Genomic DNA, 23,792 nt, shown 5'->3' on the forward strand with positions numbered 1-23,792 from the left:
TTATAAGCCCAGCCCTAGTTTTGATTTTAATGATTGTTTACGTGATTCTGCTTTGGGTTCTGGCGCTGTACTCATAGAAGTCACTTCACCATCTGGTGCATGGCCATCCACGGGTGCAGATGTCGTTGATAGATTGGGTTGGCTCATGTGAATTAACCCAAAGGTGGCCAGCATCCGCAGACGCTCAGCACGTTCCCGTGGTGGCGTCTTTTCCAATTCTTTGAGTAGTTCTGGGTGGCTCCCTGGGGGAATGTTGACGACAACTCTCATGATCAGGCCCCATAAAACCAGAAGCCTCGGACGTTCGCCAAAACAGACTGCTCAGGCACGATGATCTTGCTTCGTGAAAAAATCTCCTTGGCCGCTTCCTTATAAGCCAAGGCTCCACCTCCGGCGATCAATACCAAGTCCGCATTAATGCTTTCGTCGCGCATAGATTGGCGCATGGCTGTAAGAGCAACAGGCGCTACCTTTTTCATGGCAGCATTCAGGTAAGGTGAAATATCGATTTTTTCTCCAAATAGCAGTACCTGCAAGTCGCCGGTTCTCATGGCTTTTTCAAGTCGATCCATACCCACTTTGGCACCATGATCTTCCGAAATCAGCCTATCAATGGTTTCCAGTAGCACGGACATTGCCTGAAGACTGGTTCCTGATGAGCTGTAGCGAATTTCTCCGGCCTCAAGGGCAACCCAATCAACAGAAAAGAAGCCAGGGTCTATGACGACGACACGACCTTCTTCAATCAAGCCCAGATCACCACCTGTTTGAACCAGGTCCATATAGGCACCGGCAGGCTGCGGCAGCACTTTGACGTCATGAACGGTGATGCTGCGCTTAGGTGTTACTTGATGAATACCTTTTAGACGCTTCACAAGGTCAGACTTACGCTGTGGTTCATGAAACTGGGAAACCGGTAATCCAGTGACAACCAAATCGATGGATTCTGTTTCAGCCATTAACAAGGCGGCATGAAAAAGCGCTTTGTAGGTTTTTGTGGTGGGGTATTCCGGGTGAAGCTCTCGTTCCCAGCCTTGAAGGCGTCCAGCAGGCACACCAGCGGCCCAACGCTCATTATCGACAGACACATACAAACAAGTTTCATCATCGCCTCCACCAATACGCTCCGGCATACGATCCGCAGGCCCGGCCCCCGCAGGCAGAATAATGGTTTTCGGTTCACTACCTGATTGGCCAATTGCCAGCTTCAGGTTTGAGTAACCGATATCTATGCCTAGTACAAACATACTTATCTCCTGTGCACTCAAAGTGCTCTAACGGTTTTCAATCAACCGCGCTGTTCACGCTTGGGCATTTCCAAGTGCTCTGGCGGTTCACTCAAATGTCATTATCAGGATTCGGTGCACTGGTGGTGGGCAGAAAGGTGACAAATCCTTTCATCTATCTGCCTATTGCATTTTTGCAAAAGTATGAGAATAGGCTCTGTTTGGCGGCGGATGACTGAGCCAATAAAATCGAGACGCCAAACGTCGTTTGCATTCTGGCCTGAACTCGCCAAACGGTTTGTATCTTCATGGCGATACGTCTTTTTAGGCGTTTTTAAGTGAAATCGGCCTGTATCCCTTGTCAGGTATGGGATTGAGCGCGTTGATTTATATCGAGACGCCAAACAGTGATTGTTGCGGCAGTTTTACGTTTGGCGTTTCGATCCAAAAGCCAAACGGATAGTGGTTTTGGCTTTTGGGGTTAATTGGATGGGGAAATTGGTTTGGTAGTAATCGTCAGTGAACAATGGAAAGCAGAGGTTTCAGATTTACTTCAGCAAGAAACGGACAGGCTAAAAGCGCTGGCACGAGCTGAAGTTGATGACTTTTGGGTTACCCATTACAAGGTTCGTGAGAATGAGTCCTTTAAAGACTGGGGGCTGCTTGGTGTCCGTATCAGAGACTTTAAGTATGGCTTTGGCATTGAGTGGTACATTAACAGTTTTTACGGTCAACGAGGCAAGCGCGTAGTCTTTAGTAAGGGACTGCGTATTTCAAAGACGAAGCTGAGATATTCATTTTTGGATTGCCAAGGTTTGGCCAAAGAATGGGAGCTAGCGTTGGCCATGGAGAAAGAAGCCTTCTTCAGTGATATTCGACGCCAAGTTGATAAGCTCAACATGCTGCGTAGAAGGGTTAATGCATATTGAGCTTGCCGGGTTAGAATATCTAACCCGGCAAATAACAGGGAATTAAATTCTTCCTTGCTCCTGAAGCCACCACCTTGGTGCCCAACTTGTGGCCCCAATTGAGAGCCCTTGGTCCCCGTTTTCTGGATAGAGTTGCTTAAGTGTTTCTAAAATTTTTGAACTAGTTTGGGCGCTAGGGTACATAGCGCGTAGCCAATAGCCGAAATAACTTTTAAAGTTAATGTGCTCACCGATTTGGTAGCTACAATTATCCATTAAAGATCTATAGTAATGGCCAATGGCAACTAAAATATAGCCTAAATCCTCATACTGTTTGTTTTCATCTTCATGACAAGAATATCCGTATTGTTTCAGTTTTTCTTTATCAATTGTCCACCTTGTCAATTGCTCAACATGCTTTAAATTTGAGTCAGCATTGATGGTAGTGGATAGCAATACCCAAAAATCATGAACTAGCTCATCTTTTTGTTCTTTGTCTATGCAGTCAGCGAGCACCTTCTTGATGACTTCAGAATATTTGTCAATCAGACAAATATTAGCTTCGAGTTCAGAGCCTTGAGTTTTATTCTGTTGAAGTAAATCGTGATAATCGCGAAACCCCAAATCAAGGGCTGTTTGATTCAAGCACTGGTTGTGTGATTTTTCGGGGGAAGTTTTGTGGAGTTTTTTTGCTGTTTTTTTTACGTGTGCAATTAAATTTTGTTTCTTAGCTAACATGGCGTTTTCCTCAATAGCCACTGATTAAAGTGCACCCCTCACCATATACGATGGCTGAAAAAAACGTTTAAATAAGGATAGTTGGTTCTCTAAAGAGATTTGCCTTTGGGGTGGGCCGGCATCCATAAAATACCTATTTAAATGATGCCTTGACGCGATGAGTTATGTCAAGTAATTAATCTTGGATGACCCTTATGAAATCGAAAAATTAGCATCCGATATTTATGCACGAAAGGTATTTCCCAGTATGAGTACTGGAGCAGAAATCGGTGCTACTTCACTCGCGGCAACTGGTCCCAGCGTGTTGTATAAGCGGGAGACAAATGCTCTCGCTTCATCGACCAATCTTTCTTCGTACCTTGTCCAGCAAAGAAAACCTTTCCGGCACCGCTTTGATTAATGGTGTCCAATACAGACATTAACTGTTGGCTATTGGAGCGGGTCGATACGTCATCGAATAGTCCTGGTTGAAACATGCCAGGATCGTAAAAGTCAGACAGCATGATGCCCGCTTTGGCATAACGAAAACCATCTTTCCAAATCCGCTTGAGTAAGTGATGGGCCAGCTCGATAAAATCCCGCGTATCACAACTGGGTATCAACAACTCGCCCGATACGGAGTTGCTGTATTGCGGCTCGTTGTCCTTAAAGGGGCTGGTACGTATGAACACAGTCAGCACTTTGGCTTGCTGCTGTTCTTTGCGTAGTTTCTCAGTGGCGCGGGTTGCGTATTCACATACGGCCTCACGTAACAATTCAAATTGCGTTACTTTTACGCCAAATGAGCGGCTACAAACGATTTGTTTCTTAGTTGGCGGGATCTCTTCAAGTTCAATGCACGACTCACCATTGAGCTCTCTGACGGTTCTATCTAAAACCACTGAAAACTGATCTCTGATGGCTCTAGGAGAGGCATTGGCCAGGTCTAAGGCTGTGGTGATACCCAAAGCATTTAAACGCTTAGAAAGCCGTCTACCAACGCCCCAAACATCATCAACCGGGACTAATGCGAGCAATCGACGTTGCCGATCTGGATTGGTCAGGTCTACAACCCCCTGAGTGGCTGAATACTTTTTGGCGGCATGGTTAGCCAGTTTGGCGAGTGTTTTAGTCGGTGCAATGCCTACACAGACGGAGATCCCAATCCAGTGGCCTATGCGCTCTCGCATTTGTTGTCCGAACTCGACAAGGGGTATGGCAGACTCAATACCGGTTAAATCCAAAAACGCTTCGTCAATCGAGTAAATCTCTACTCGTGGTGCCATCTCTTCCAAAGTGCGCATCACTCGGCTGCTCAAATCTGCGTACAGCGCATAGTTGGATGAAAAAGACAAAATACCATGGCGCTGCATTTCAGCTTTGATCTGAAAGACCGGTACGCCCATTTTAATACCGAGTGACTTTGCTTCACGCGACCGTGCAACCACGCAGCCGTCATTGTTGGACAACACAACGATCGGCGTATCTTTTAAATCAGGACGAAACAGCTTCTCACAACTGGCGTAAAAGTTGTTGCAGTCCACTAAGGCAAATACAGGCATGGGACAGTCACGACTTGCGGCGCATGTTTCGCACTACATTGGTGACCACACCAAATATCTCTAACTCTGTCCCTTCAGGAATATGAATGGGCTCATACGCCTGGTTTCTTGGGATCAGCTTGACGCACGGCCTTAACTGAAGCTCCTTTACCGTGAATTCACCATGGATACCGGCGATGACAATGTCACCGTGTTCGGCTTGGACAGAGCGATCAACCACCAGAATATCATTTGGGTGAATCCCTGCATCAATCATTGAATCACCTTCAACACGCACAAAGAACGTTGCAGCAGGTCGTTTGATGCACAGCTCGTTGAGATCCAATGTTTGTTCTACATAATCTTGGGCGGGTGATGGGAATCCAGCGGAAACACGTTCCAAGAATAATGGAATCCGAAAGCGTTTTGCTTTGATGAAAGCAAGTACGCCGCTACGGCCTATTAGCGAGACATTCATGATGAACCTCGAAATCACAATAATACTGTTTATTTATACAGTATCTAATGCTCTGTATATTTATACAAGTAAAATTGTAAACCGTTGTTGTTTGAGTAAGACGTTGGCCGTGGGTGATTTCTTTTTTGTGTTGAAAAGCTAGATGTGGGGATTGCTCGCCCTCGTCAAAGCCTGCAAGGCTTGGACAATACTGCTTCTGCCTACTGCTCTTGTTTCTGTTTCTGTTACTGATCCTGTTACTGCTACTGGTTGACGCATGGGTCAAGTAACCGTCAGACAAGGCTTATTGAACCCTTCGCAAAGGGTTTGAAAACAGTTAGTAAAATTCTGCTTCGTATTGAACTTACTGGCTTAAAGCGAAGTCAGGAGCATCATTAAAATGCTCAGTCGAACTCAGTTCAAGCCTTTTGCAACCGTTTGACAAGGGGTTGGCTAAGCCATACGTAAAGGGTATTGGTAAGGGTTACCTAAACGGTTTAGCTAAGGCTTTCTGAAAGGTTTAGTCAAAGCCTTCATACATGGGTTCACCCAGTAGAAAGATTAAAAAAACGCTGAGGTATCCAAGGTGCATTTAGAAAAACCTGTGGCACAGTGAAATCACCTAAAGCGAACAATAGAATTGAAGAGGAACCATCAATGACAAGAGCCCCTGCGCTATTTCCGCTAGAGCGCCTCGGGGATATCCCAGACAGACTAGAAGATTTTAGATTGCTGGAGCGTATTCCATTAACGCGTGAGCCGCAGTCCTGGCCACTTGAACTATCTCCTGTGGTCGGTGATGAACAGCCAATGGTGCTGCTCGATACAGAGACAACCGGACTGTCTGCCGATGACGAGTCCATTATTGAGCTTGGTATGGTTAAGGTGCTTTACAGTCCCTCGGCTAAGCGGATTGTGTCGATTGTTGATGTGATCAGCCTGTATGAAGATCCCGGCAAGCCAATCCCCGAGCTGATTACCGAGTTAACCGGTATCACCGATGACATGGTGCGAGGCCAGCGCATTGATGATTCACTGGTAGCGAGTTGGTTATCCGATGATCCGCTGGTGGTTGCACACAATGCACAGTTTGATCGTCCTTTCTTTGAAAAGCGGTTTGCTGCATTAGGCCATCTATCTTGGGCCTGTTCAGCCAGTGGCATAGATTGGAAGGCGCTGGGTTTTGAAAGTCGAAAGCTTGAGTACCTGCTGCTTCGCTTAGGTTGGTTTTATGAAGGACACCGAGCTGCAACCGATTGTTTGGCGATGGCCTGGTTGTTTCATTTGTTGCCCGAGTCCGTTGCAAACTTGTTGTCTGAAGCAGACAGGCGAACTGTGTTAGTTCGTGCGTTTGGTGCGCCGTTTGACGTAAAGGACTATTTAAAAGAGCGCGGTTACCGCTGGCATGACGGTGTTAAAGGTGCCAACAAACATTGGTGGCGCGAAATCAGCGAAGACGAGTTGCCGCAGGAACAAACTTACCTGGATGATTTGTATCATCGTGGCTCAGAACATGCCCACTATGACTACAAAGATGCCTGCAATCGATTTAAGGCTTTGTCATAGCCCCTTGCATATTTGAAAACCTCTGGAAAATGGAAAGTGAACTCATGGTTTAACTAACAAGAGGAATCTTTCCATGTACCAAGACACCTACATTGAATACTGGGGCGAAATCTTCGTCTCTGCCCGCATCATTGAATTTGGCATCACGTTCGAGCGCTTTCTTAAAGATCCATGGAAGCACTTGATGTCCTGTGGCCAAGAGTCTGCACCGGACGCGATTGCTGAAGGGATGCTGCCATTGCTACCAGCTCAGGCAGAAGTTGCCAGGCGCATTCGGGAGAGTGAGCAACGAGCCCTGATGTCTACAGGGTCGGACAAAGGGGTATCTCATCGCGGTAACATCGTGGTGCCACTGGTTCTGGTAGCGCATTGATAGCGGCTATCATCGATGGCACCAAACAAGGTCTTCACACCGATACCTGAGCGGCAATTGCAATCCAGATCAAAAAGTTGCCGCTTACTCTTCCCTACAAAATAACTTGTGATAGGATGACACCTAATAAAATTAATTAGGTTGAAGCCTATTCAGTGTTTTATGACCATCTGTCCAGCTTCAACCGGTAGAGATTGCTAAGTCATTGCGGATGAAGAGCAGCATTGAGTGATGCTTTTCAATGTGATTACGCGATGTCGGTCCTTACTTTATAAACAGAATTTTTAAAAAACTGGTTGAATTGGATAAACAAGACGCATGACAAATGATGGTCTGAAACAAACGGTAGTGGCGAAGTCAGATAAGCTCTCGCAGATAGCGCAGTTGCCACAAGCAACCAGGGATCGCATTGCACACATCGATTTCACCTTATTATTTAAGGGCGAAGCTGTACGGGCGGATTTAGTCGATCGCTTCAGCATAGCTGCTGCACAAGCAACGAAAGACTTCACAATGTACCGAGAGCTTGCACCAGGCAACATTGAGTATGACCAAAAGCTCAAGTTGCATAAGCGTGGTGAAGCATTTGAACCTTTGTTCGACTATGACGTTGTGAGAACACTGGCAACCATTAGCCAAGGGTACGGAGATGGCTTTACTGGAAAGGTAAAACCACCACTGGCTTGTGAAGCGCCTTATCACCTTAACAAGCCGAGTTTATCGATAGTAGCGAAAGTCACCGAGGCCATTCACAAAGGCAAAGCCTTGAGTATCACCTATGTGTCGTTATCGAGTGGTGAAACAACGCGCGAAATTGTGCCGCATACGCTGGTGGACAATGGCCTGCGTTGGCATGTTCGTGGTTTCGACCGCAAGCATGGTGAGTTCCGTGACTTTGTGCTGACCCGAATTAAAGCAGCGATTGTGCTTGAAGACTCTACGTTGTCTGAAGCTGAACTAGAAACCCAGGATCGGCAATGGAATCGATTTGTAGAGCTTGAGTTAGTGCCGCACCCGCTCATAGAGCATAGCGAAGCGATTGAACTGGATTATGGCATGACGGGTGGCGTGATGAAGGTCGAGATCAGAGCGGCAACCGCTGGCTATTTGCTTCGCCAATGGCATGTTGATTGTTCTACGGAACACTCATTAATGGGCTTTGAGTATCAGCTTTGGTTGCGTAACAGCCAAGCACTTTATGGTGTCACAAACTTAAGCATTGCACCGGGCAGAACAAGTTAATCGAACCAGTAAACATGAAGATTATTGTTTAAAAAGTTAAATTATTTGATTTTAACTCAAATAAATTGAGAAAAATCACAGTTGTGGTAGGTTGTGCACAGTGATAAAACCCCAAGTTTATGGTTAAGAAAACACCGTGGAGAGAGCATGATCCGCTGCCACCTAGCCCGATTAATGGGTGAGAGAAAAATGCGCATTAGCGACGTGATGCGAGAAACCGGCCTAAGCCGCACAACAGTCACGCTACTTTACAAAGAAACCGCGCTCAAGGTGGACTTGGAGGCGCTCGATAAGCTGTGTGATTTGTTTGATTGTGAAATCCAAGATCTATTACAAAAATCGCCAGCAGAAACCGAATTTAATGAGAACAAGTAATGACAACAGCCAACGATAAAAAGCCATCAGAAGTACTCGCCATCGAAGACGGCATGACGCTGGATTACTTAACTAATAATCCAATAAAAGAAACGCCTAAAGAATTGGTTCGTCAAAAAACCTTACGCGCCTTGTTCCATGAATACGGCATCAGTGCTGAAGATATGGAGCTTGACGTAAAAGTTAAAATTGATGGCAAACAGAAGAAAATTGATATCGCCATTTTCGAGCATGGTGCTGATCATATTCCTGAGAATATCCGCCGTATTGTTATCTGTGATAAAGAGCCGAAAAAAGGCAAAAAATCCGCAGTAAAAATGCGTGATCACGACCAGGCGCATAAAGATCTTCAGTTGATGGAAGATATGATGCGTGAACAGGTTGGCGATAAGTACGTGCTAGAAAAGTGCCAGTGGGGTTTATGGACCAACGGCATCGAATTTTTCTTTGTTGAAAAAGAAGAGTCACGTTTCGATACCAAGTTCAACGCAGTTGGTGATTGGCCATTAGCAGATGAGACTCTGGGGAGTCGAGATGTTGCATCAAATGCGCAACTAAGAACCGCTGACCGTGAGATGCTGCTCACTGCATTCCGTCGTTGTCATAACTTTATTCATGGTAACGAAGGTATGCCTAAAGATGCGGCATTCTGGCAGTTTTTATACCTTATCTTCTCTAAAATGTACGATGAGCGCATCGGCAATCGAGATCGCGAATTTTGGGCATCGCCAACGGAGCAGTTTGACGACGAAGGCCGCAAGAAAATCAGAACGCGCATCAACCCACTATTTGAAAAGGTGAAAAAAGCCTACCCAGAAATTTTTACAGGCAATGAAGAAATTACTTTGTCAGATCGGGCTTTGGCATTCATGGTATCTGAACTTGCTAAGTACGATTTTACCCGTACTGAAATGGATGCCAAAGGTGCTGCCTATCAGGAAGTGGTTGGCGACAACCTACGTGGTGATCGTGGTCAATACTTTACGCCTCGGGGTGCAATCAAACTGATTGTGGAAATGATGGCACCACAACCACACGAAAAAGTATTGGACCCGTCATGTGGCACAGGTGGTTTTCTTGAGCAAACTTTAAGCTTCATTAACAGAAAGCTTTGTGAAGAGGAAGAAGTCAAATTAGGGGCTGAAACCACAGAAGAATTCATCTCTATTCAGCAACAAATTAAAAAGTTTGCCGAAAATAATCTGTTTGGTTGTGACTTTGACCCCTTCTTGTGCCGTGCATCGCAAATGAATGTGGTAATGGCAAGTAATGCCATGGCTAACATTTATCACATGAATTCATTGGAATACCCTCACGGGCATTTGAAAGGTGTAGAACCAGCCAAAAGTAAAATTCCAGTTGGCGATTCAAGCGGTAAAGACGGCAGTATTGATGTCATCTTAACTAACCCGCCGTTTGGTTCAGATATCCCAGTTACCGATAAACAAATTCTTGAGCAGTTTGATCTAGCGTACATTTGGGAGCGCACTGAAAACGGTGGCTTTAGAAAAACAGAGCGCCGTAAAGATGCAGTTTCGCCCGAGATTTTGTTTATTGAACGTTGCGTGCAATGGCTTAAGCAAGGTGGTCGTATGGGGATCGTGTTGCCTGACGGCATTCTAGGTAACCCAGGTGATGAGTATATTCGCTGGTGGTTAATGCAAGAGTGCTGGGTGCTTGGTTGTGTCGACTTACCTGTTGAGTCATTTATCGTTGAAGCTAACGTAAACATCTTAACTAGCCTGCTGTTCTTGAAAAAGAAAACCGATACTGAAAAAGATGCCATTGCCATCGGTGGAGAGCCCGAATACCCAGTATTTATGGCGGTTGCAGAAAAAGTAGGCTTCGATCGTCGTGGTAATACGCTGTATGAGCGACACCCAGACGGCGAAGAGAAAGTTATCGAAGAAGAAGTTGAAGAACGTATTCGCATTAACGGCCAAAATGTGGTGCGTAAGCTGAAGCGTCGAAGCAAAATATTGGATGACGACCTGCCAAAAATCGCTAAAGCCTGGAAAGAGTTTCGCGCGAACAACCCGGAGCCATCGGTATGATCTCAAGGATAGAGGCCTATAAATACCGCTGCTTTAATACGCTGGATCTCGCCTTAGAGCAGCAGCATGTCTTTGCAGGCTCTAATGGTTCAGGTAAAACAACGCTACTGGATATCCCAGCTTTGTTTGGTGATTTATTGAGCGTATCGGATATAAACGATGCGTTCTTTAAACCCACCAATGGCAGAGAACGCGCTCGCGCAGACGCAGCCAAAGAAGTTGTTCATCAGCTTCGAGGCGAGTACTTTATTTTGGCACTGGAAGTGCGCTTGCCTCCTTCAATTATTGAAGAGTTGTTAAGGGGCGCTAGCGATGCTTGGCTGAAAAAATTCCAGAAGATTGAATTAAGACCCGATACTGCGCGATACGAAATATCGTTCAGAATAAACCAGGATAAATTTCAAGTTACAGAAGAGCACTTAACGCTTTTTCCAAATAATGAGTTGCGCCCAGAGCATGGCATGGGTCTTATTGGCGTAGATGATTTCAGGCGCAGTGCGCCTTGGTTTAAGGTGTTATCGCGCAGTTTAGGTACCAAGGTTAAATACCAGGCAGAGTATCAAGCTGGAAAATCATCCATCCTTGAATTTGGCCTACGAGATAGCCAATTAGCCCTAGCCGCGCTACCTGCTGATCATGATTTATACCCCGCAGCGCTATGGCTACAAGAGTTTCTTATACAAGGCTCACATTGCTACGAGCCACAATGGCCTGCAATGCGATTAGCTGCATCGCCAAGAGATAAGCACGCCTTTAAAGCGGACGGGAGTAGTTTACCTTGGCAAGTGCATGCCTTGCAGCATCGCGATCCCGAAGGCTTAAATGAATGGCTAGAGTTGGTGCAAATGGCGCTGCCTTCTATTGCCAAAATTGAAGCCAAGCAGCGTATCGATGATAGCTTTTGTTACCTAGAAGTAACCTATAGCAACGGTATGGTAGTGCCTTCGAGCGGCTTGTCGCACGGAACTCTGCATATCTTAGCGTTGACAATTATTCCGTATTTGCAAAATGCACCTAAGATCATCACCTTGGAGGAGCCTGAGAACGGTATTCATCCTAAGGCAATCGATGCGGTGTTAGAAGCGTTAAAGCTCACCTCTGATACGCAACTGTGGCTATCAACGCACTCGCCCGTTGTGCTCGCCAATACCGAAGTCGAGCAAATCATTACCATGCGCTTTAACCAAGACGGCGCAACAGAAGTATTAAAAGGCCATGAACACCCCCGCCTAAAAACATGGAAGGGCGAAGTGGATTTAGGAACCCTATTTGCGGCCGGAGTGTTGGAATAATCATGAGAGATATTGTTTTTTTAGTAGCCGACGGTGAAATGCAAGCCACGGTAGAAGGCTTTTTCGAAAATCCGGCGTTTGATGCACGACTGCAATGCGCCAGATTTGAATTCGACACCAAGCAAGATTTAATCAAACACCCAAGAAAAGATCCGGGTGTTTATCAGGATGGTCATAACCTGCTGAAAAGCTATGTTGATACCCATAACTACGCGGTTGTTATGGTCGACTTTGCGTTTAATGACAACCTACAAACAATGGATTACCAGCAGTTCTGTGAAAAGATTAAAGCCAATATGCGTGCCGCAGGTTGGCCTGACGAGCGCTTTTTTGTCATGGCAATCAACCCTGAGCTGGAAGTATTGATGTGGCAAGCGGATACCCGACGAATTGAGTCAGTATTTGATTATCCAGGTGCTAGTGGCAGCCTGAGAGCTTGGTTGCAAGAAAGAAACCTTTGGGATGCGGATGAACTTAAACCTGCCGATCCTAAAGCAGCAATTGATGCGGTAAGAGGCCAAAACTGGGGGCGGAAAAAGACCCACTCTCAGCTGTTTAAGCGCATTGCCAAAGATGTGTCTTTTAGAGGTTGTGAAGATGAGTCGTTTAATGGCTTATTGCACCAGATTCAGGCTTGGTATCCGAGGGGTTACGCATGATTATTAAAAAGGTGCTTAGCACTTGGTTTCAAGAAACCGGATTGCGTTTAGATTGTGCTCCATATGCCACTGGTGCTCTAGAGGCGAAGCAAGCTCTACGTGATTTGGATTCAGAATGCGATCACTTGGGAGAGCTCACTGCTGGTTATAAAGGTGGGATCTACAATGGCCCAGTATTTAAACGTAATTATGTTCAGCACGAAGAGTATGGGGTTAAATTCTTAACAACGAGTAGCATGATTCAGGCGAGAATGAATAGAGTATCTTTGCTAAAGAAAGAAGATGCATATTCAAAGAAACTATCCTATTTGGAGCTGAAAAAAGGCATGACGATGATTTCATGCTCTGGAACCATTGGCCGTATGGTTTACACGCGCAGAACAATGGATGGTACTTGGTCATGCCAAGATATGCTTAAGGTAGTATGTGACACAGATAAAGTCCAAAGTGGTTATACCTATGCATTTTTAGCAAGCAAGTTTGGTGTTCCAATAATTACATCCAGTACATACGGGGCAATTATTCCCCACATTGAGCCGGAGCATATCGCTAATCTTCCAATTCCTAGATTTGCTAAATCGCTAGAAAATGAGATTCACGAGAAGGTAGATAAAGCTTCAGAGTATAGAAGTGATAGCGAAGAATTGTTAGATAAAGCGGGGAAAATGGTAAACGCAAAATTTTCATTTCCGGAGAAGCTTGCTATTTCACACCGTATCTTTACTCATTCAGCAGCATCATCATCGTTAGTACAAAAACGTATGGATGCAACTTATCACGATCAAATTGCTCAATTCAGTGATGAACTGATCGAAAAAGCTGGAGCTGAAAACAATCTTGCAGAGCTAGGTATCCGAGCATTAGAAGGCAATAGGATGAAGCAAATTTTCACCGGTGAAGACTACGGCGTTCCTTTCTTTACAAGTGGAGAGATATTCAGAGCTGATGTTACACCTGAGCGCTTTTTGCTTAGAAAGTCACTGAAAGGTGATGAGGTGTGGCAGACTCGAGAAGAAGATTTGTTAATCGCAAGAAGCGGGCAAGTTGGTGGGATTATTGGTACGGGAGTTTGGGCAGATTCAAGATTTGATGGAGCTTGTGTATCGCCTCACGTTCTAAAGTTGAGGACGACAAATCAAAGCGTCGACGCTGGTTATCTTTATGCATTTTTATGTTGCACAGATGTTGGTTATCGTCAGTTAATTCGTGGTGCAGCAGGTAGCTCAGTTCCATTTCTGTCTATAAATGACATTCTAGCCATAAAGCTACCTAGAATGAGCGAAGACGATGAAGCCCGAATCGGAGAAATGGTTCGTCAAGCTGGTCGACTGGCCGCTGAAGCCCAACAGCTAGAGAAAGAAGCTGTAAAAATGGTTGAAGACGCAATAGAAGCAGCAGCACCAAAGCATTAAGGAGAGGTTATGGCACAGGTATTTGCAATTGGTGATGTGGTTAACGATGAAGAGCGTAAAGCCATCGCTTGGTTAAAAGAAAAGTTACCAGACGATTACTTTATTATTCATAGCTTTGAAGTTGAACAGTATGACCAGCTGTTTGAAGTGGATATCTGTGTTGTAGCGCCCCATGCTATTTACTTGGTGGATGCCAAGGGCATCCACGGAAAAGTTGAGGTGGATGGCACCATGTGGCACACCGCCCACAACAGCTATCGTTCACCGCTACCTAAATTACGCGGCAATGCAAAGTCGTTATCGGGCCTCATTTGTAAGCAGAATCGCGCAAATAGAGATTTAAAAAACATCTATGTGGATACTGCGGTGGTGCTCACCATAGATGATTGCGAGTTCAAGGACCAAGAAGATCGCGAGCGCGGCCATGTAGTGGCTCTAAAAAACAGCACTCGTTTCTTCACCGACAGTGCCCGTATTCCAGAGCGCTTTGAGCGCAATGTGACTAAGTACATTCAGATTATCGCAGAGGCCTTGGGGAAATCGGCGAAAAAGCGCAGCCATGGTGTACGTTTTGGTAACTGGGAAGTGGCTGAAACCTTGACCGATAATCAGTACTTTACGGAATACCGTGTATTTAACATTACTGCTGGCCGCAAAGGCGGTACTGTGCTGGCTAAAGCCTATAAAGCCGACCCTTACCTGCCAGATGAAGAACGCAGCAAGCAAAAGCGCCTGATTGAAAATGCTTATCGTGCCATTGCAAAAATGCCCTCGCATTCTGCCATCATTGGTGTGAAAGACTTCTTTGTTACCGAAGCGCAAGATAAATACTTGTTATTAACCGATGATATTCCTGGCGAAATCCTTAGCAAAAAGCTTAAAGACGCAAACTCGCTGCTCACATTGGATCAGAAAAAGCGCATCGTTAATGATTTGTTGTTGGCGTTAGCGCATTTATGCCGCAATGGCGTAGTCCATCGCAATATTACCCCTGAGCATATCTTAATGGGGGCCGATGGTCAGCCAAGGCTGATTGATTTTGACTACGCTCGGATAGGGGTTGAAAGCACCACCACCATTGCCGACGAAGTACAGGAGAGAATTTCTAGCCGTTATAAAGCCCCCGAACTCTGGGCTGATAACCATGCAGCCAGTTGCGCCTCGGATATGTACAGTTTAGGTCTGGTTATTTTTGAGCTGTTTAGTGGTGACGCGGCCTTTGATTCAGTTACTCAAGCTATCGAGAAATCGTGTCTGCTCAGTACAAAGTTGAGTGAGCGATATAAACAGCTACCAGCAGAGTTTGATGATTGGCTACAAACCTTATGTCACAAAGAGGCACTGCAACGGCCAAGCCCAGAAGATGCGCATGCACAGTTTAATGCACTCTGGCAACCCAAAGCAGCAGTAGAAACTATTGAGCCTAATAAACCCGAACAACTGAGTGTTAAATCGTTAAATGCCCATGAGCCTTCAGTCAATTACAAGCGCTTACCGAGTGGCTACCAGCTAACCAATAAATACGTCGTGCAGCAACCGCTGGGTAAACCTGGCGGTTTTGGTATTGTGTATAAGGTAACCGATACTTTTGGTGATGTTTCGCGTGCGGTGAAGCTAATTTTGAATGATAGAGAATCGGTATTAGAGCGTTTAAAGCAGGAATACCGCACCTTGGTAAAACTGCCAGAGCACCCCTATGTGGTAAAGGTGTACGATGCAGACGTATTACCTAACCAAGGCCCGCCTTATATTGTTTTTGAGTACCTTGAAGGGCTAGATGTGAGTGAGCTGATCCAGCAACGCTCATTAACGGCACACGAAGTGTGGACCATGGCTAAGCAGGTAGCGGAAGGTTTACAGCATTTACACGAGCACAATATTTTCCACTGTGACATCAAGCCACAAAACCTGATTTGGAAAGACGGTAAAGTTCGTATCATCGATTTTAATGTATCGGTAGATGCTGAAGATCTAACCTTAGGGGGCGGTTCACGAAAGTATTTACCACCTGATTTAAGCATTACCGAAACACCGCAAGCCTCTGATTTAATAGACAGGGATTTATATGCCTTGGGCATTACCCTGTATCGAGCTATGACCGGCGAATACCCATGGGCCAATGTGCAGTGCCCACCTATGGACGAGTTAGCTCGTCACCCTAGTGAGTTTACCCAGAGCTTTAATTTAACTGATGATGTTTCGGCGGTCCTGCTAAAACTGATCGCCCCTAAACGAGTTGACCGTTTTGAGTCCGCCGAGCAATTGCTCAAAGCACTGAATAAAGTGCAGCAGTTGAAAAAGGCGCAAACTTTATCGGAAGAAAGTACTTCGCAGTTTCATTTGCCGCCACTTGCCGACGGCTCTAACCCAAGTAAATCTGCGTTTCATGATTTTATGCTGACGCTGTATAGCCAAAGTCGTCATTCAAATGCGGGCACCCGTGGCTTAGATGATTACGCAAAGTTAATTTACGTAGAAACCGCCTTGGATACCGAGCTTGCTCCTGCAATTCTGGCTGGGCAACTGCGCTTGGTACTAATTACCGGTAATGCCGGTGATGGTAAAACTGCATTTTTGCAACAATTGGAGTCTCAGGTTGAGGCGCAAGGAACGAGCGTTCATTTAAACCCACAAGGGAATGGCAGCTGGTTTGAAATAAATGGCCATAAGTACCTAACTAACTACGATGGTAGTCAAGACGAAGGTAGCAAAGATAATGATGCGGTACTAGAAGAGTTCTTTAGCGTCTATCAAGGTGACGATTCAAATACATGGCCACACCACGAGGCTCGTTTAATTGCTATTAACGAAGGCCGTTTGGTCGACTTTTTAAGCCAACACTCGGAAGGTTTTTCCGCTCTAAAAGCTGTAGTTGAACAAAGTTTAAAATATGGCTCAGTGCAAAGTGACGTGGCGGTAGTAAACCTAAATATGCGTGATGTGCTGGCTTCGACGCAAAGTCAACCTGAGTCTATTTTCGAGCGAATCATCGGAAAAATGACGTCGGCTAAAGTTTGGCAAGGCTGTGATTATTGTGCGCTAAAAGACAAATGCTACGTTAAGCACAATATTGCTACCTTTCAGGATGAGCAAACCGGCTCTAAAGTCATCGAGCGTTTGAAGTATATTTACAAACTGACCAGTTTACGCAATCAGCTACATATCACGATGCGTGATTTGCGCTCGGCACTGAGTTATACGCTAGTCGGTGAATACTCCTGTAACGAAATTAAAGAAATCTATGCCAATGGCGAAGCCGAAAAAATTCTTCACGGTTATTACTTTAACGCTTGGTGCGGTAACGACAATACGCAAGATAGATTGTTAAAGCTGCTAAGAGAAACCGATATTGCTCAAGGGTCTGACGTGCGCTTAGATCGAGGACTGGACTTTTTAGGTTTAGATGCTGTTGATTGGTTGCAGTTCGAGCAGCGTAGTGAACACGAAACCCAACTGTTGGCCAATGCTCATCAGAGCTTACCAAATGGCACAGCACTAAGTGAGAGTAAGGAACGCTATCTAACTCATCGTAATGTGGTTGGGATGTTACGCAGAAAGGCCTACTTTGAGCGTCGTGGAGAAAACTGGCAAACATTACTGCCTTATCGTTCAGCGAAGTTATTAGTACGTTACCTCGAAGACAGTGCATTACTGAATGAAGCGAAATCGCTTGCCATTAATGCAATTAACCGCGGTGAAGGTTTGCATAACCCGATGTATTTTAATGGTCAACTGGCGATGCAAGTGCGTAAGGTACACTTAGGTACTATTAGAAGTTATCGCTTATTCCCATCGGATGTTTTCTCCATTGAAGTGAAAGACTCAGCGATGAACTCATCATTTGTGGAACATAGCCCGCAGTCACTATTGCTTAAGTACCAAGATGCAACCGGCCTTACCGCAGAGTTGGAATTAGATTTGGACTTGTTTGAAATGTTGCATCGCCTTAACCAAGGCTATGTGCCTTCGGCTCAAGCGGAGCAGAGTTTTTATTTAAGTTTAACCGTATTCAAGAACGTACTGGCTTCAGCACCTTATCAAGAGGTTTTGCTAACTACCAACGGCCAACAGTATGAAAAAATAACCCGAGACGAAGGTGGTGTGTTGCAGTTAGAACGATTGGTAGCGGAGGTTCAGCCATGAAGTTAGGCAAAAAAGATAAGGCTTTTCGCACCAATAAAGTGAGCTATCTTGATTACAAAATTGTCGAAATGGACAGGGTCTTAACTCATCTATTCGCTCGGCTAAAGCACAATGGAGCATCCAGTAAACTAAGTGCTAAAGGTATGACGGTTGAGTTGTTTAAGGACGAGTTTCTAGACTCTCGTAACGGAAAGCATTTTAAAAACTTTTCTCAAGCCCCTATTACTATTGAAAAGTGGATTGAAACCCACTTGGTGGACTTAATTAATCGTGGCAAAGCTAACGAAGCGGTTGCTGCGCCGAGACCACTTCACGGTAATACTTATTTGTTTCGAAATCCTAAAAATTGCCGAGATTATGGTGCCTCTAAGCAAGTATATGAGTTGCTTTACCATGCCAATAATGGTCAGACTGCGATTAACCGACTCAAACAGTTTTTCTTTGCTGGTGTCGATTCTACGACAGGTCAGTATGATAGTTCGTCGCAAGTAGATGTTGAAACACAGGCAATTTTAAGACTGTCTGATCAAGTGAAGTCAGACGCGCCGGATCATGCTGACTTACAAGAACGTTTTGCGCCGCTTAATCAACAGGCTGCGGATATTCTAGCTGAAGATATCATTAAGTTACTGACGTATCGCCAGTATATTCCCCGATCAGTTATGGTTGAGTACATAAAGATATTATTAGCTTTTCATTTGGCGCTATACCAATTGAACTTGTTCAAGTTGCTACCGGCTTTGGCTAAGAGTAAGGGCCGTAATCTCCACGAGAGTAGTAAACAAAAGACGGCGCTCTATGTGGACATGACAAATGGTGCTAATGGCTTGAGTGAATCGATGGCTGAGCAAAGTGCGACGTTACACTACAAGCGTATTCCTGCTTTTATTAAAGCCTATTTCGGCGTTAAAAAACTCGATGAGTTTGCAGAGTATCTTTCGAAAAAAGGTAAATTATCGGGGGCAAAATCGATAAAACAAATGTCAGTGCCTGATTTGTTTACACTGCTGGAGTCGCCGTTAGAGCAAGAGCGCGAGCAGTTTTTTGGTCAGCGTAATGCTGGAATTTTAGATGCGTCAGTGTCATCTGCTCATGAATCAGAAGACATTCCGCCTGAAATTCATGCTATTACCCAACTTGGCTTACCTGAGTATGAAACCTATATTGAAATTTTGTTGTTTGTGCAAGGTAATGCAATCCGTTCTGGTTTAGTCAAAAACCTAGATAGTTTTATGCTCAAAAATAAACCTGGTGCTTTGTTGGAACAACAAAGTGGTAGTACTGGTGGACGTCGATTTAGCGTTGATGGACGACTGCTAGAAGTGTTGTTACAGCTGGCGGTACTCACCAAAGGTGGTGAATTAGGTTTTCACACTAAGGAGTTAAGAGTTGATGAACTGTTAACTTTCTTAAAAGACCGATATGGCATTTTTATTGATTCGTTACCCGACACAGATGCTTTCTGTGAGTCATCAATTGATGTGAATAAAGCGCTTAGAGATAACTTATCTGGTTTTAAGCGCCGGTTACGAGAAATTGGTTTTTATCGCGATCTTTCTGATGCGTATGTAACACAAACGGTTACTCCAAGATATCAGATAAATAGTAAGCAAAATGAGAGTATGAAAGGACATAGCGCATGATTAAGGGAATTCAAACCGTTATTAAGTCAGATATTGACGGCAGCTTAATCAGTGTCCTTGTGCCTAAGTTTAAGATGTTACTAGAAACTCGCGGTGCGGGCCACTGCATGAAGGTATCTGATTTAGAAACTGAGCTAATGTATCAGCTTAGTGAAGTCGTATCTGGGGTTGTTGAGTATGCCCAAGTTGCCGTATTGGCAATGAAAGCGACGCGTAATTTTTCGGTTACCAGTACCAAGCTTGTTGAACTGCGAAACCCTGATGAACACGGCCAGCTTCGTCAGCCATTACTGATTTTTGTACCCAATGAATTAAAAACGTCCTCTGAAGACTCTTTTGGTGCAGCGACCTTTGAACAAATTGATATTTCAGATGCTTATTGGTTGGCGTTTAATCAGGTAAAAGCTGAATCTCCTGATCCGATTAAGCGGTTGTTAGACGAAGTTTACTTTATTCTTCAAGAAAAGGCGGCGCTAAAACTCAGTGCTTATCAATGGTTGCGATACGCACTAACAATTAAGGTTAATGGCTTTGATCCAAGTGTTGCTGGTGCTGCTCTTTACGAGCTGGGGTTGATTCCTGATCTGGATTTGCATCTAGATCATTCCATGTTGGTCCGCAAATTAGTTAAAAATCGCGAGTGTGTACAAATTATAAACCGCTCTGAGAAATCAGCGATTGCGACCGTTTATGACCTGCAACTAGAAGGTGAAGATTTTAACAAGAGATTAGCGCTCTTTTTAAATGATCAGGAAAATCTACTCGATATCAGTTGGCGCAAGCAATTAGTGGTGGATAGCAGCAACTGGGCTCTTACTTTTGATAAATGGCGCTTTCAGTATGAGGAAGATGCCACTGATGCAGTTTGTTTAACGGTGACTGAGGTTGGTTTGCCACTTATTCCTGATGATGAAACAGACCCAAACTTGCAACAATTGATTGGCCAACAAGTATTAACTACTGGCCAAGGTGGGTTGAAAAAGTTTTCTGTGACTTTTTCTGTTTCACCAAAGCCTAGTGAAGTTAATGGTTTAGCGAAATATAAAGCACAGGTGTTTACTCAACAAGGTGATTTTGTTGGGTTAATTAAGGTAGGTAAAGCTACATCAAAATCCACAGTTACAATCACGTTTAACAAGTTGACTGGAATCGAATGGGAAGAAGGTTGGCATTACATTCGAATTCAAGCGTTTGATGAAAACGATGAATTATTACCTTTGGTTGATGACAAACAGTGTCCAATACCGTGGGGTACGTCCAATGCGGAGGAAGCTGGCTCACGAATTAATGAAAGTGATCTGTTTTATGTGTTGCCAGCAGCAGATGCAGAGGTTGAGCCAATTGAGGGGCGAAAAGTCAGAGAGGCGTCATTAGCTCATGCGAAGATTAAAGCTGAATTTGCCAACGTCATCGATACTGAGAAATTTGGCAATGCTGAAGTAATGGAAACGACTTGGCAGGATAGTAAGAGTAAGGCTGAGTCGATCGTCAATGTGAAATTCAAGAAAGGAAGTGGTATTCAAATTCCCGTTACCACTTACTTAAAAAACTTTGAGCAAAAAATTCTAGCTAACCCAATGGCAGCTTTGACTTGGCGTGTAGAAATTCGCAATCAAGAAGCAAGTGAGTCTGGTGCCGATGCTGTAGATTGGCCAATAAAGGGTGTAGAAAGCCAGTTTGAAAAGTTTAAAGTGGCGCGTGAAACGTACTTTAAACTTATACATCAAGATGAGAAAGAGCTAGTTTCAGTCGCTCATGATCATGTGTCTTCATCACATGAGGCCTACCTGTATTCCAGCAGTTATCTAGAATACCTAGCAGCGGTATTTCAGGAAACTGAAAATGGACATGAGTATTCGACTGAATTAGCCGCGTTACTTCGCTTGGATTCACTTTCAATCGTGATATGGAATTATGACGGCAGCTATAAAAAAGCCATGTTACTGGGGCCTACACATCCACTGAGGGCTTTATGGCTAGGTGGATGGGCTTCTCTTGCGGAAGCTTGGGCAAGACAGAGTGAGAAGGTTGGTAAGGAAATTGCGGTAGGAACTAAAAACAGTTTATTAGAAGAACTCGCGTTAACCAATTTTCCTTACGTACTGCCAGACTCACAAGGCCAGTTGATGGTCGCACTTGATAGTATTCATCCATTTTGGAGTATTCTGTCGTCTGCACAAGAAAAAGAGCCACAAGCACTCATTGATAAAATTAAAACTGCATTTGGTATTAAAAATGATTACCAGCAAGTTGGTAAGCAAAGTAGTACCTTTCTTGCCGCAAAAGTCGAAAGATATCTGATACAACATCCCTATGTGAACTGTTTATCAATCAATGTGTTTAACGCGGGTTCTGCGGGAGCCGTAGCGGGTATGTTGTTGGCTTTGAGAAAGAAGCCGGAGCTAAAGCATATTAGTTTTGATATTCGTCTATTCGTAGCTGACCCATATGCGACAGAAGTAGGCGCTGATTTATTTAAGCTCATAAATAGTGGCGAAGATAGTGAGAATGAAAACCAGCTATTTCATTCAGCAGAAAATCACTTGCAACCGAAATTAAGTATTTCTCTCAGAGCGAGCTCTGAGTTTGAGCAGTCGCCTGATGAATTTCAGTCTCATCTAAGCATGTTATTCGATGTGTTCCCTGCACAAGAGTTATCGGTAGTAAAACCGCAGGCTGATGAACAAGTTGCGCCTATATATGGGTTGTATCAGGACTATTGCATTGATTACTTCGATGAGAATGGGGTTGTTGCCTGGGATCGCCACACGAGACATGGTGCTGCAAAAATGCTTTTTGGCGGCCAGGTATCGGAGGCTATAGCAAAACTGCCAAAAATGATGTCGGCAATAACCGCATCATTGGCGACGGGCAATTTTTCTTTAGAACAGGTACCAGTAGTCAGGTTGGCTCTTGATAGCGCTGAAAGAGCTTTGTTAAATCAATTACACGAAGTCAGTGACTGGGTATTCACTGTGGATAGAAATTTGGGCATTGAATTTTTTGATCACGGTGGTAAAGATGGTCGTCCAGATTATCTGATTGATCATAGCCCTGAAATGGCTTCTTCAAATACACACAATTTTGTTATTACTTCACGGTCTACTACAGAAATAGAAGCCTTATTGAGAGGAACATTAGAACAGCATCAAATTGTTCCTGATGTAGATAAAGCAACGCGGGTTTTAGATTCGCTTAGAGCGTTGTCAGGTAGATTAGCGCTAAAACTAGCCTCAAATAGCGCTTCAAAGTCGGAAGCCTTAGGGTTGGCCTTATCCAAACTTTATCTTGAGTATCAAGGAGTGTTTAAGGACCAGATCATAGTTCCTTTAGATGCTCATCTTGAGCTTTATTCTGAACTACAAAAGGCCGATGGTGAATTAGGTGCAGACATTAGCTTTAAAAGAACAGATTTAGCATTGTTCGATTTGGATGCTTCATCGCGCACAATTCGTTGTAATTTAGTCGAAGTTAAATGTTACTCAGAAGTCGGCGATATGACGAAGTACGAAAGCTTAAAAAAGAGCATTGCTGAGCAAATCTCCGAATCTGAACGTGTTATTCAGCGTCATTTTGATTTGACGCGTACAACACCGGATAGACCTGATCGCCTGGTTAAAACTCAAAAGCTCTGTGTCCTTCTTGAACATTACCTTAAACGATCTGAGCGTTTTGGTTTATTGAGTTCTGAGATTGTCGAGGAAGCAAAATTTTTGCTTCGAACTTTGGAGGAAGGGTACAAGCTTTCAATTACCCGAAGTGCTGTTATTTTCGATTTTGGTCAAAATAGTTCCGGCGTTGAAAAAGAAGTTGGTATCGAGTTTCATCGTGTTGGGCGAAACCATATTGACGAATTGCTCTCCGCTAAAGTGCCTGAGGATAATGAACACAGTGAAGGAACGTTGGATTCACTTGAGCTAACGCTGCCTAAGTTAACTTCGGCCGAATTCTTACATAAAGAGCGAGATAGAACCGTATCTTGGGCTGAATTAGTATCTCAAGCTGCGATCACTTTACCTGAGCGGCCAGATACTTCGAATGATGAAACGATTAAAGTACTGCCTTTTAATGATGATGAGCCAGCTACTATTTCACCGTCGATTAATCAGGGCGTTGAAGAAGTAAAACCTGTTGGTAATCCAGCTCCTGCAATAACTAATACTGTAGAGCCAGAGCCAGAGCCA

General features: G+C 44.4%; 17 protein-coding genes. 12 read left to right on the forward strand and 5 right to left on the reverse strand.

The window, feature by feature from the left end:
- Together KO512_RS19410 and KO512_RS19415 are read right to left on the reverse strand one after the other, a co-directional pair.
- Positions 1 to 270 (reverse strand): hypothetical protein, encoded by a 270-nt coding sequence (locus tag KO512_RS19410; RefSeq protein ID WP_040523228.1) that lies wholly within the window; start codon positions 268 to 270, stop codon positions 1 to 3.
- Between the two features lie 2 nt (positions 271 to 272).
- Positions 273 to 1,247 carry a ParM/StbA family protein gene (locus tag KO512_RS19415; RefSeq protein ID WP_215953973.1) on the reverse strand — a complete coding sequence of 325 codons (975 nt, stop codon included), beginning with the start codon at positions 1,245 to 1,247 and terminating at the stop codon, positions 273 to 275.
- Positions 1,248 to 1,711: 464 nt separating this feature from the next.
- On the opposite strand from KO512_RS19415, the gene mobI reads away from it, so the two are divergent.
- A complete protein-coding gene (mobI, locus tag KO512_RS19420; protein WP_215953974.1) occupies positions 1,712 to 2,155 on the forward strand; it encodes a conjugative transfer protein MobI(A/C) in 444 nt (147 codons plus the stop codon).
- Between the two features lie 42 nt (positions 2,156 to 2,197).
- On the opposite strand, the gene KO512_RS19425 is transcribed toward mobI, so the two are convergent.
- From KO512_RS19425 to umuD, 3 genes are all read right to left on the reverse strand, one after another.
- Positions 2,198 to 2,872, reverse strand: a complete 675-nt coding sequence (locus KO512_RS19425; RefSeq protein ID WP_215953975.1) for a hypothetical protein — start codon at positions 2,870 to 2,872, stop codon at positions 2,198 to 2,200.
- A 272-nt stretch (positions 2,873 to 3,144) separates the two neighbouring features.
- Positions 3,145 to 4,413, reverse strand: coding sequence for a translesion error-prone DNA polymerase V subunit UmuC (umuC, locus tag KO512_RS19430; protein ID WP_215953976.1), 1,269 nt, complete (start codon positions 4,411 to 4,413; stop codon positions 3,145 to 3,147).
- A gap of 7 nt (positions 4,414 to 4,420) precedes the next feature.
- Positions 4,421 to 4,870, reverse strand: a complete 450-nt coding sequence (gene umuD, locus KO512_RS19435) for a translesion error-prone DNA polymerase V autoproteolytic subunit (protein WP_215953977.1) — start codon at positions 4,868 to 4,870, stop codon at positions 4,421 to 4,423.
- 636 nt (positions 4,871 to 5,506) lie between these two features.
- On the opposite strand from umuD, the gene KO512_RS19440 reads away from it, so the two are divergent.
- The 11 genes from KO512_RS19440 to mads8 form a co-directional block, all read left to right on the forward strand.
- Positions 5,507 to 6,415 (forward strand): 3'-5' exonuclease, encoded by a 909-nt coding sequence (locus KO512_RS19440; RefSeq protein ID WP_215953978.1) that lies wholly within the window; start codon positions 5,507 to 5,509, stop codon positions 6,413 to 6,415.
- 73 nt (positions 6,416 to 6,488) lie between these two features.
- Positions 6,489 to 6,788: a hypothetical protein gene (locus KO512_RS19445; RefSeq protein WP_055064050.1), complete on the forward strand. Its 300-nt coding sequence runs from the start codon at positions 6,489 to 6,491 to the stop codon at positions 6,786 to 6,788.
- 318 nt (positions 6,789 to 7,106) lie between these two features.
- Entirely contained in the window at positions 7,107 to 8,030 is a 924-nt protein-coding gene (locus KO512_RS19450; protein ID WP_215953979.1) for a WYL domain-containing protein, read from the forward strand.
- 147 nt (positions 8,031 to 8,177) lie between these two features.
- Positions 8,178 to 8,405, forward strand: coding sequence for a helix-turn-helix domain-containing protein (locus tag KO512_RS19455; RefSeq protein WP_041588353.1), 228 nt, complete (start codon positions 8,178 to 8,180; stop codon positions 8,403 to 8,405).
- Complete coding sequence (gene mads2, locus KO512_RS19460) at positions 8,405 to 10,459, forward strand: methylation-associated defense system DNA methyltransferase MAD2 (protein ID WP_215953980.1); 2,055 nt, start codon at positions 8,405 to 8,407, stop codon at positions 10,457 to 10,459. The genes KO512_RS19455 and mads2 overlap by 1 nt, the downstream gene beginning before the upstream one ends.
- Complete coding sequence (gene mads3 / locus KO512_RS19465; protein WP_215953981.1) at positions 10,456 to 11,751, forward strand: methylation-associated defense system AAA family ATPase MAD3; 1,296 nt, start codon at positions 10,456 to 10,458, stop codon at positions 11,749 to 11,751. The genes mads2 and mads3 overlap by 4 nt, the downstream gene beginning before the upstream one ends.
- Before the next feature lie 2 nt (positions 11,752 to 11,753).
- Positions 11,754 to 12,410: a methylation-associated defense system protein MAD4 gene (gene mads4, locus KO512_RS19470; protein WP_215953982.1), complete on the forward strand. Its 657-nt coding sequence runs from the start codon at positions 11,754 to 11,756 to the stop codon at positions 12,408 to 12,410.
- Positions 12,407 to 13,822 carry a methylation-associated defense system restriction endonuclease subunit S MAD5 gene (gene mads5 / locus KO512_RS19475; RefSeq protein WP_215953983.1) on the forward strand — a complete coding sequence of 472 codons (1,416 nt, stop codon included), beginning with the start codon at positions 12,407 to 12,409 and terminating at the stop codon, positions 13,820 to 13,822. Before mads4 ends, mads5 begins: the two co-directional genes overlap by 4 nt.
- A gap of 9 nt (positions 13,823 to 13,831) precedes the next feature.
- Complete coding sequence (gene mads6 / locus KO512_RS19480) at positions 13,832 to 17,965, forward strand: methylation-associated defense system protein kinase MAD6 (protein ID WP_215953984.1); 4,134 nt, start codon at positions 13,832 to 13,834, stop codon at positions 17,963 to 17,965.
- Positions 17,962 to 19,608: a methylation-associated defense system protein MAD7 gene (gene mads7, locus KO512_RS19485; RefSeq protein ID WP_215953985.1), complete on the forward strand. Its 1,647-nt coding sequence runs from the start codon at positions 17,962 to 17,964 to the stop codon at positions 19,606 to 19,608. Before mads6 ends, mads7 begins: the two co-directional genes overlap by 4 nt.
- A partial coding sequence (gene mads8, locus KO512_RS19490; RefSeq protein WP_215953986.1) for a methylation-associated defense system ATP-binding protein MAD8 occupies positions 19,605 to 23,792 on the forward strand: 4,188 nt, incomplete at its 3' end. The genes mads7 and mads8, both read left to right, overlap by 4 nt.

The organism is Amphritea atlantica (genome assembly GCF_018860855.1).
Taxonomy (GTDB): domain Bacteria; phylum Pseudomonadota; class Gammaproteobacteria; order Pseudomonadales; family Balneatricaceae; genus Amphritea; species Amphritea atlantica_A.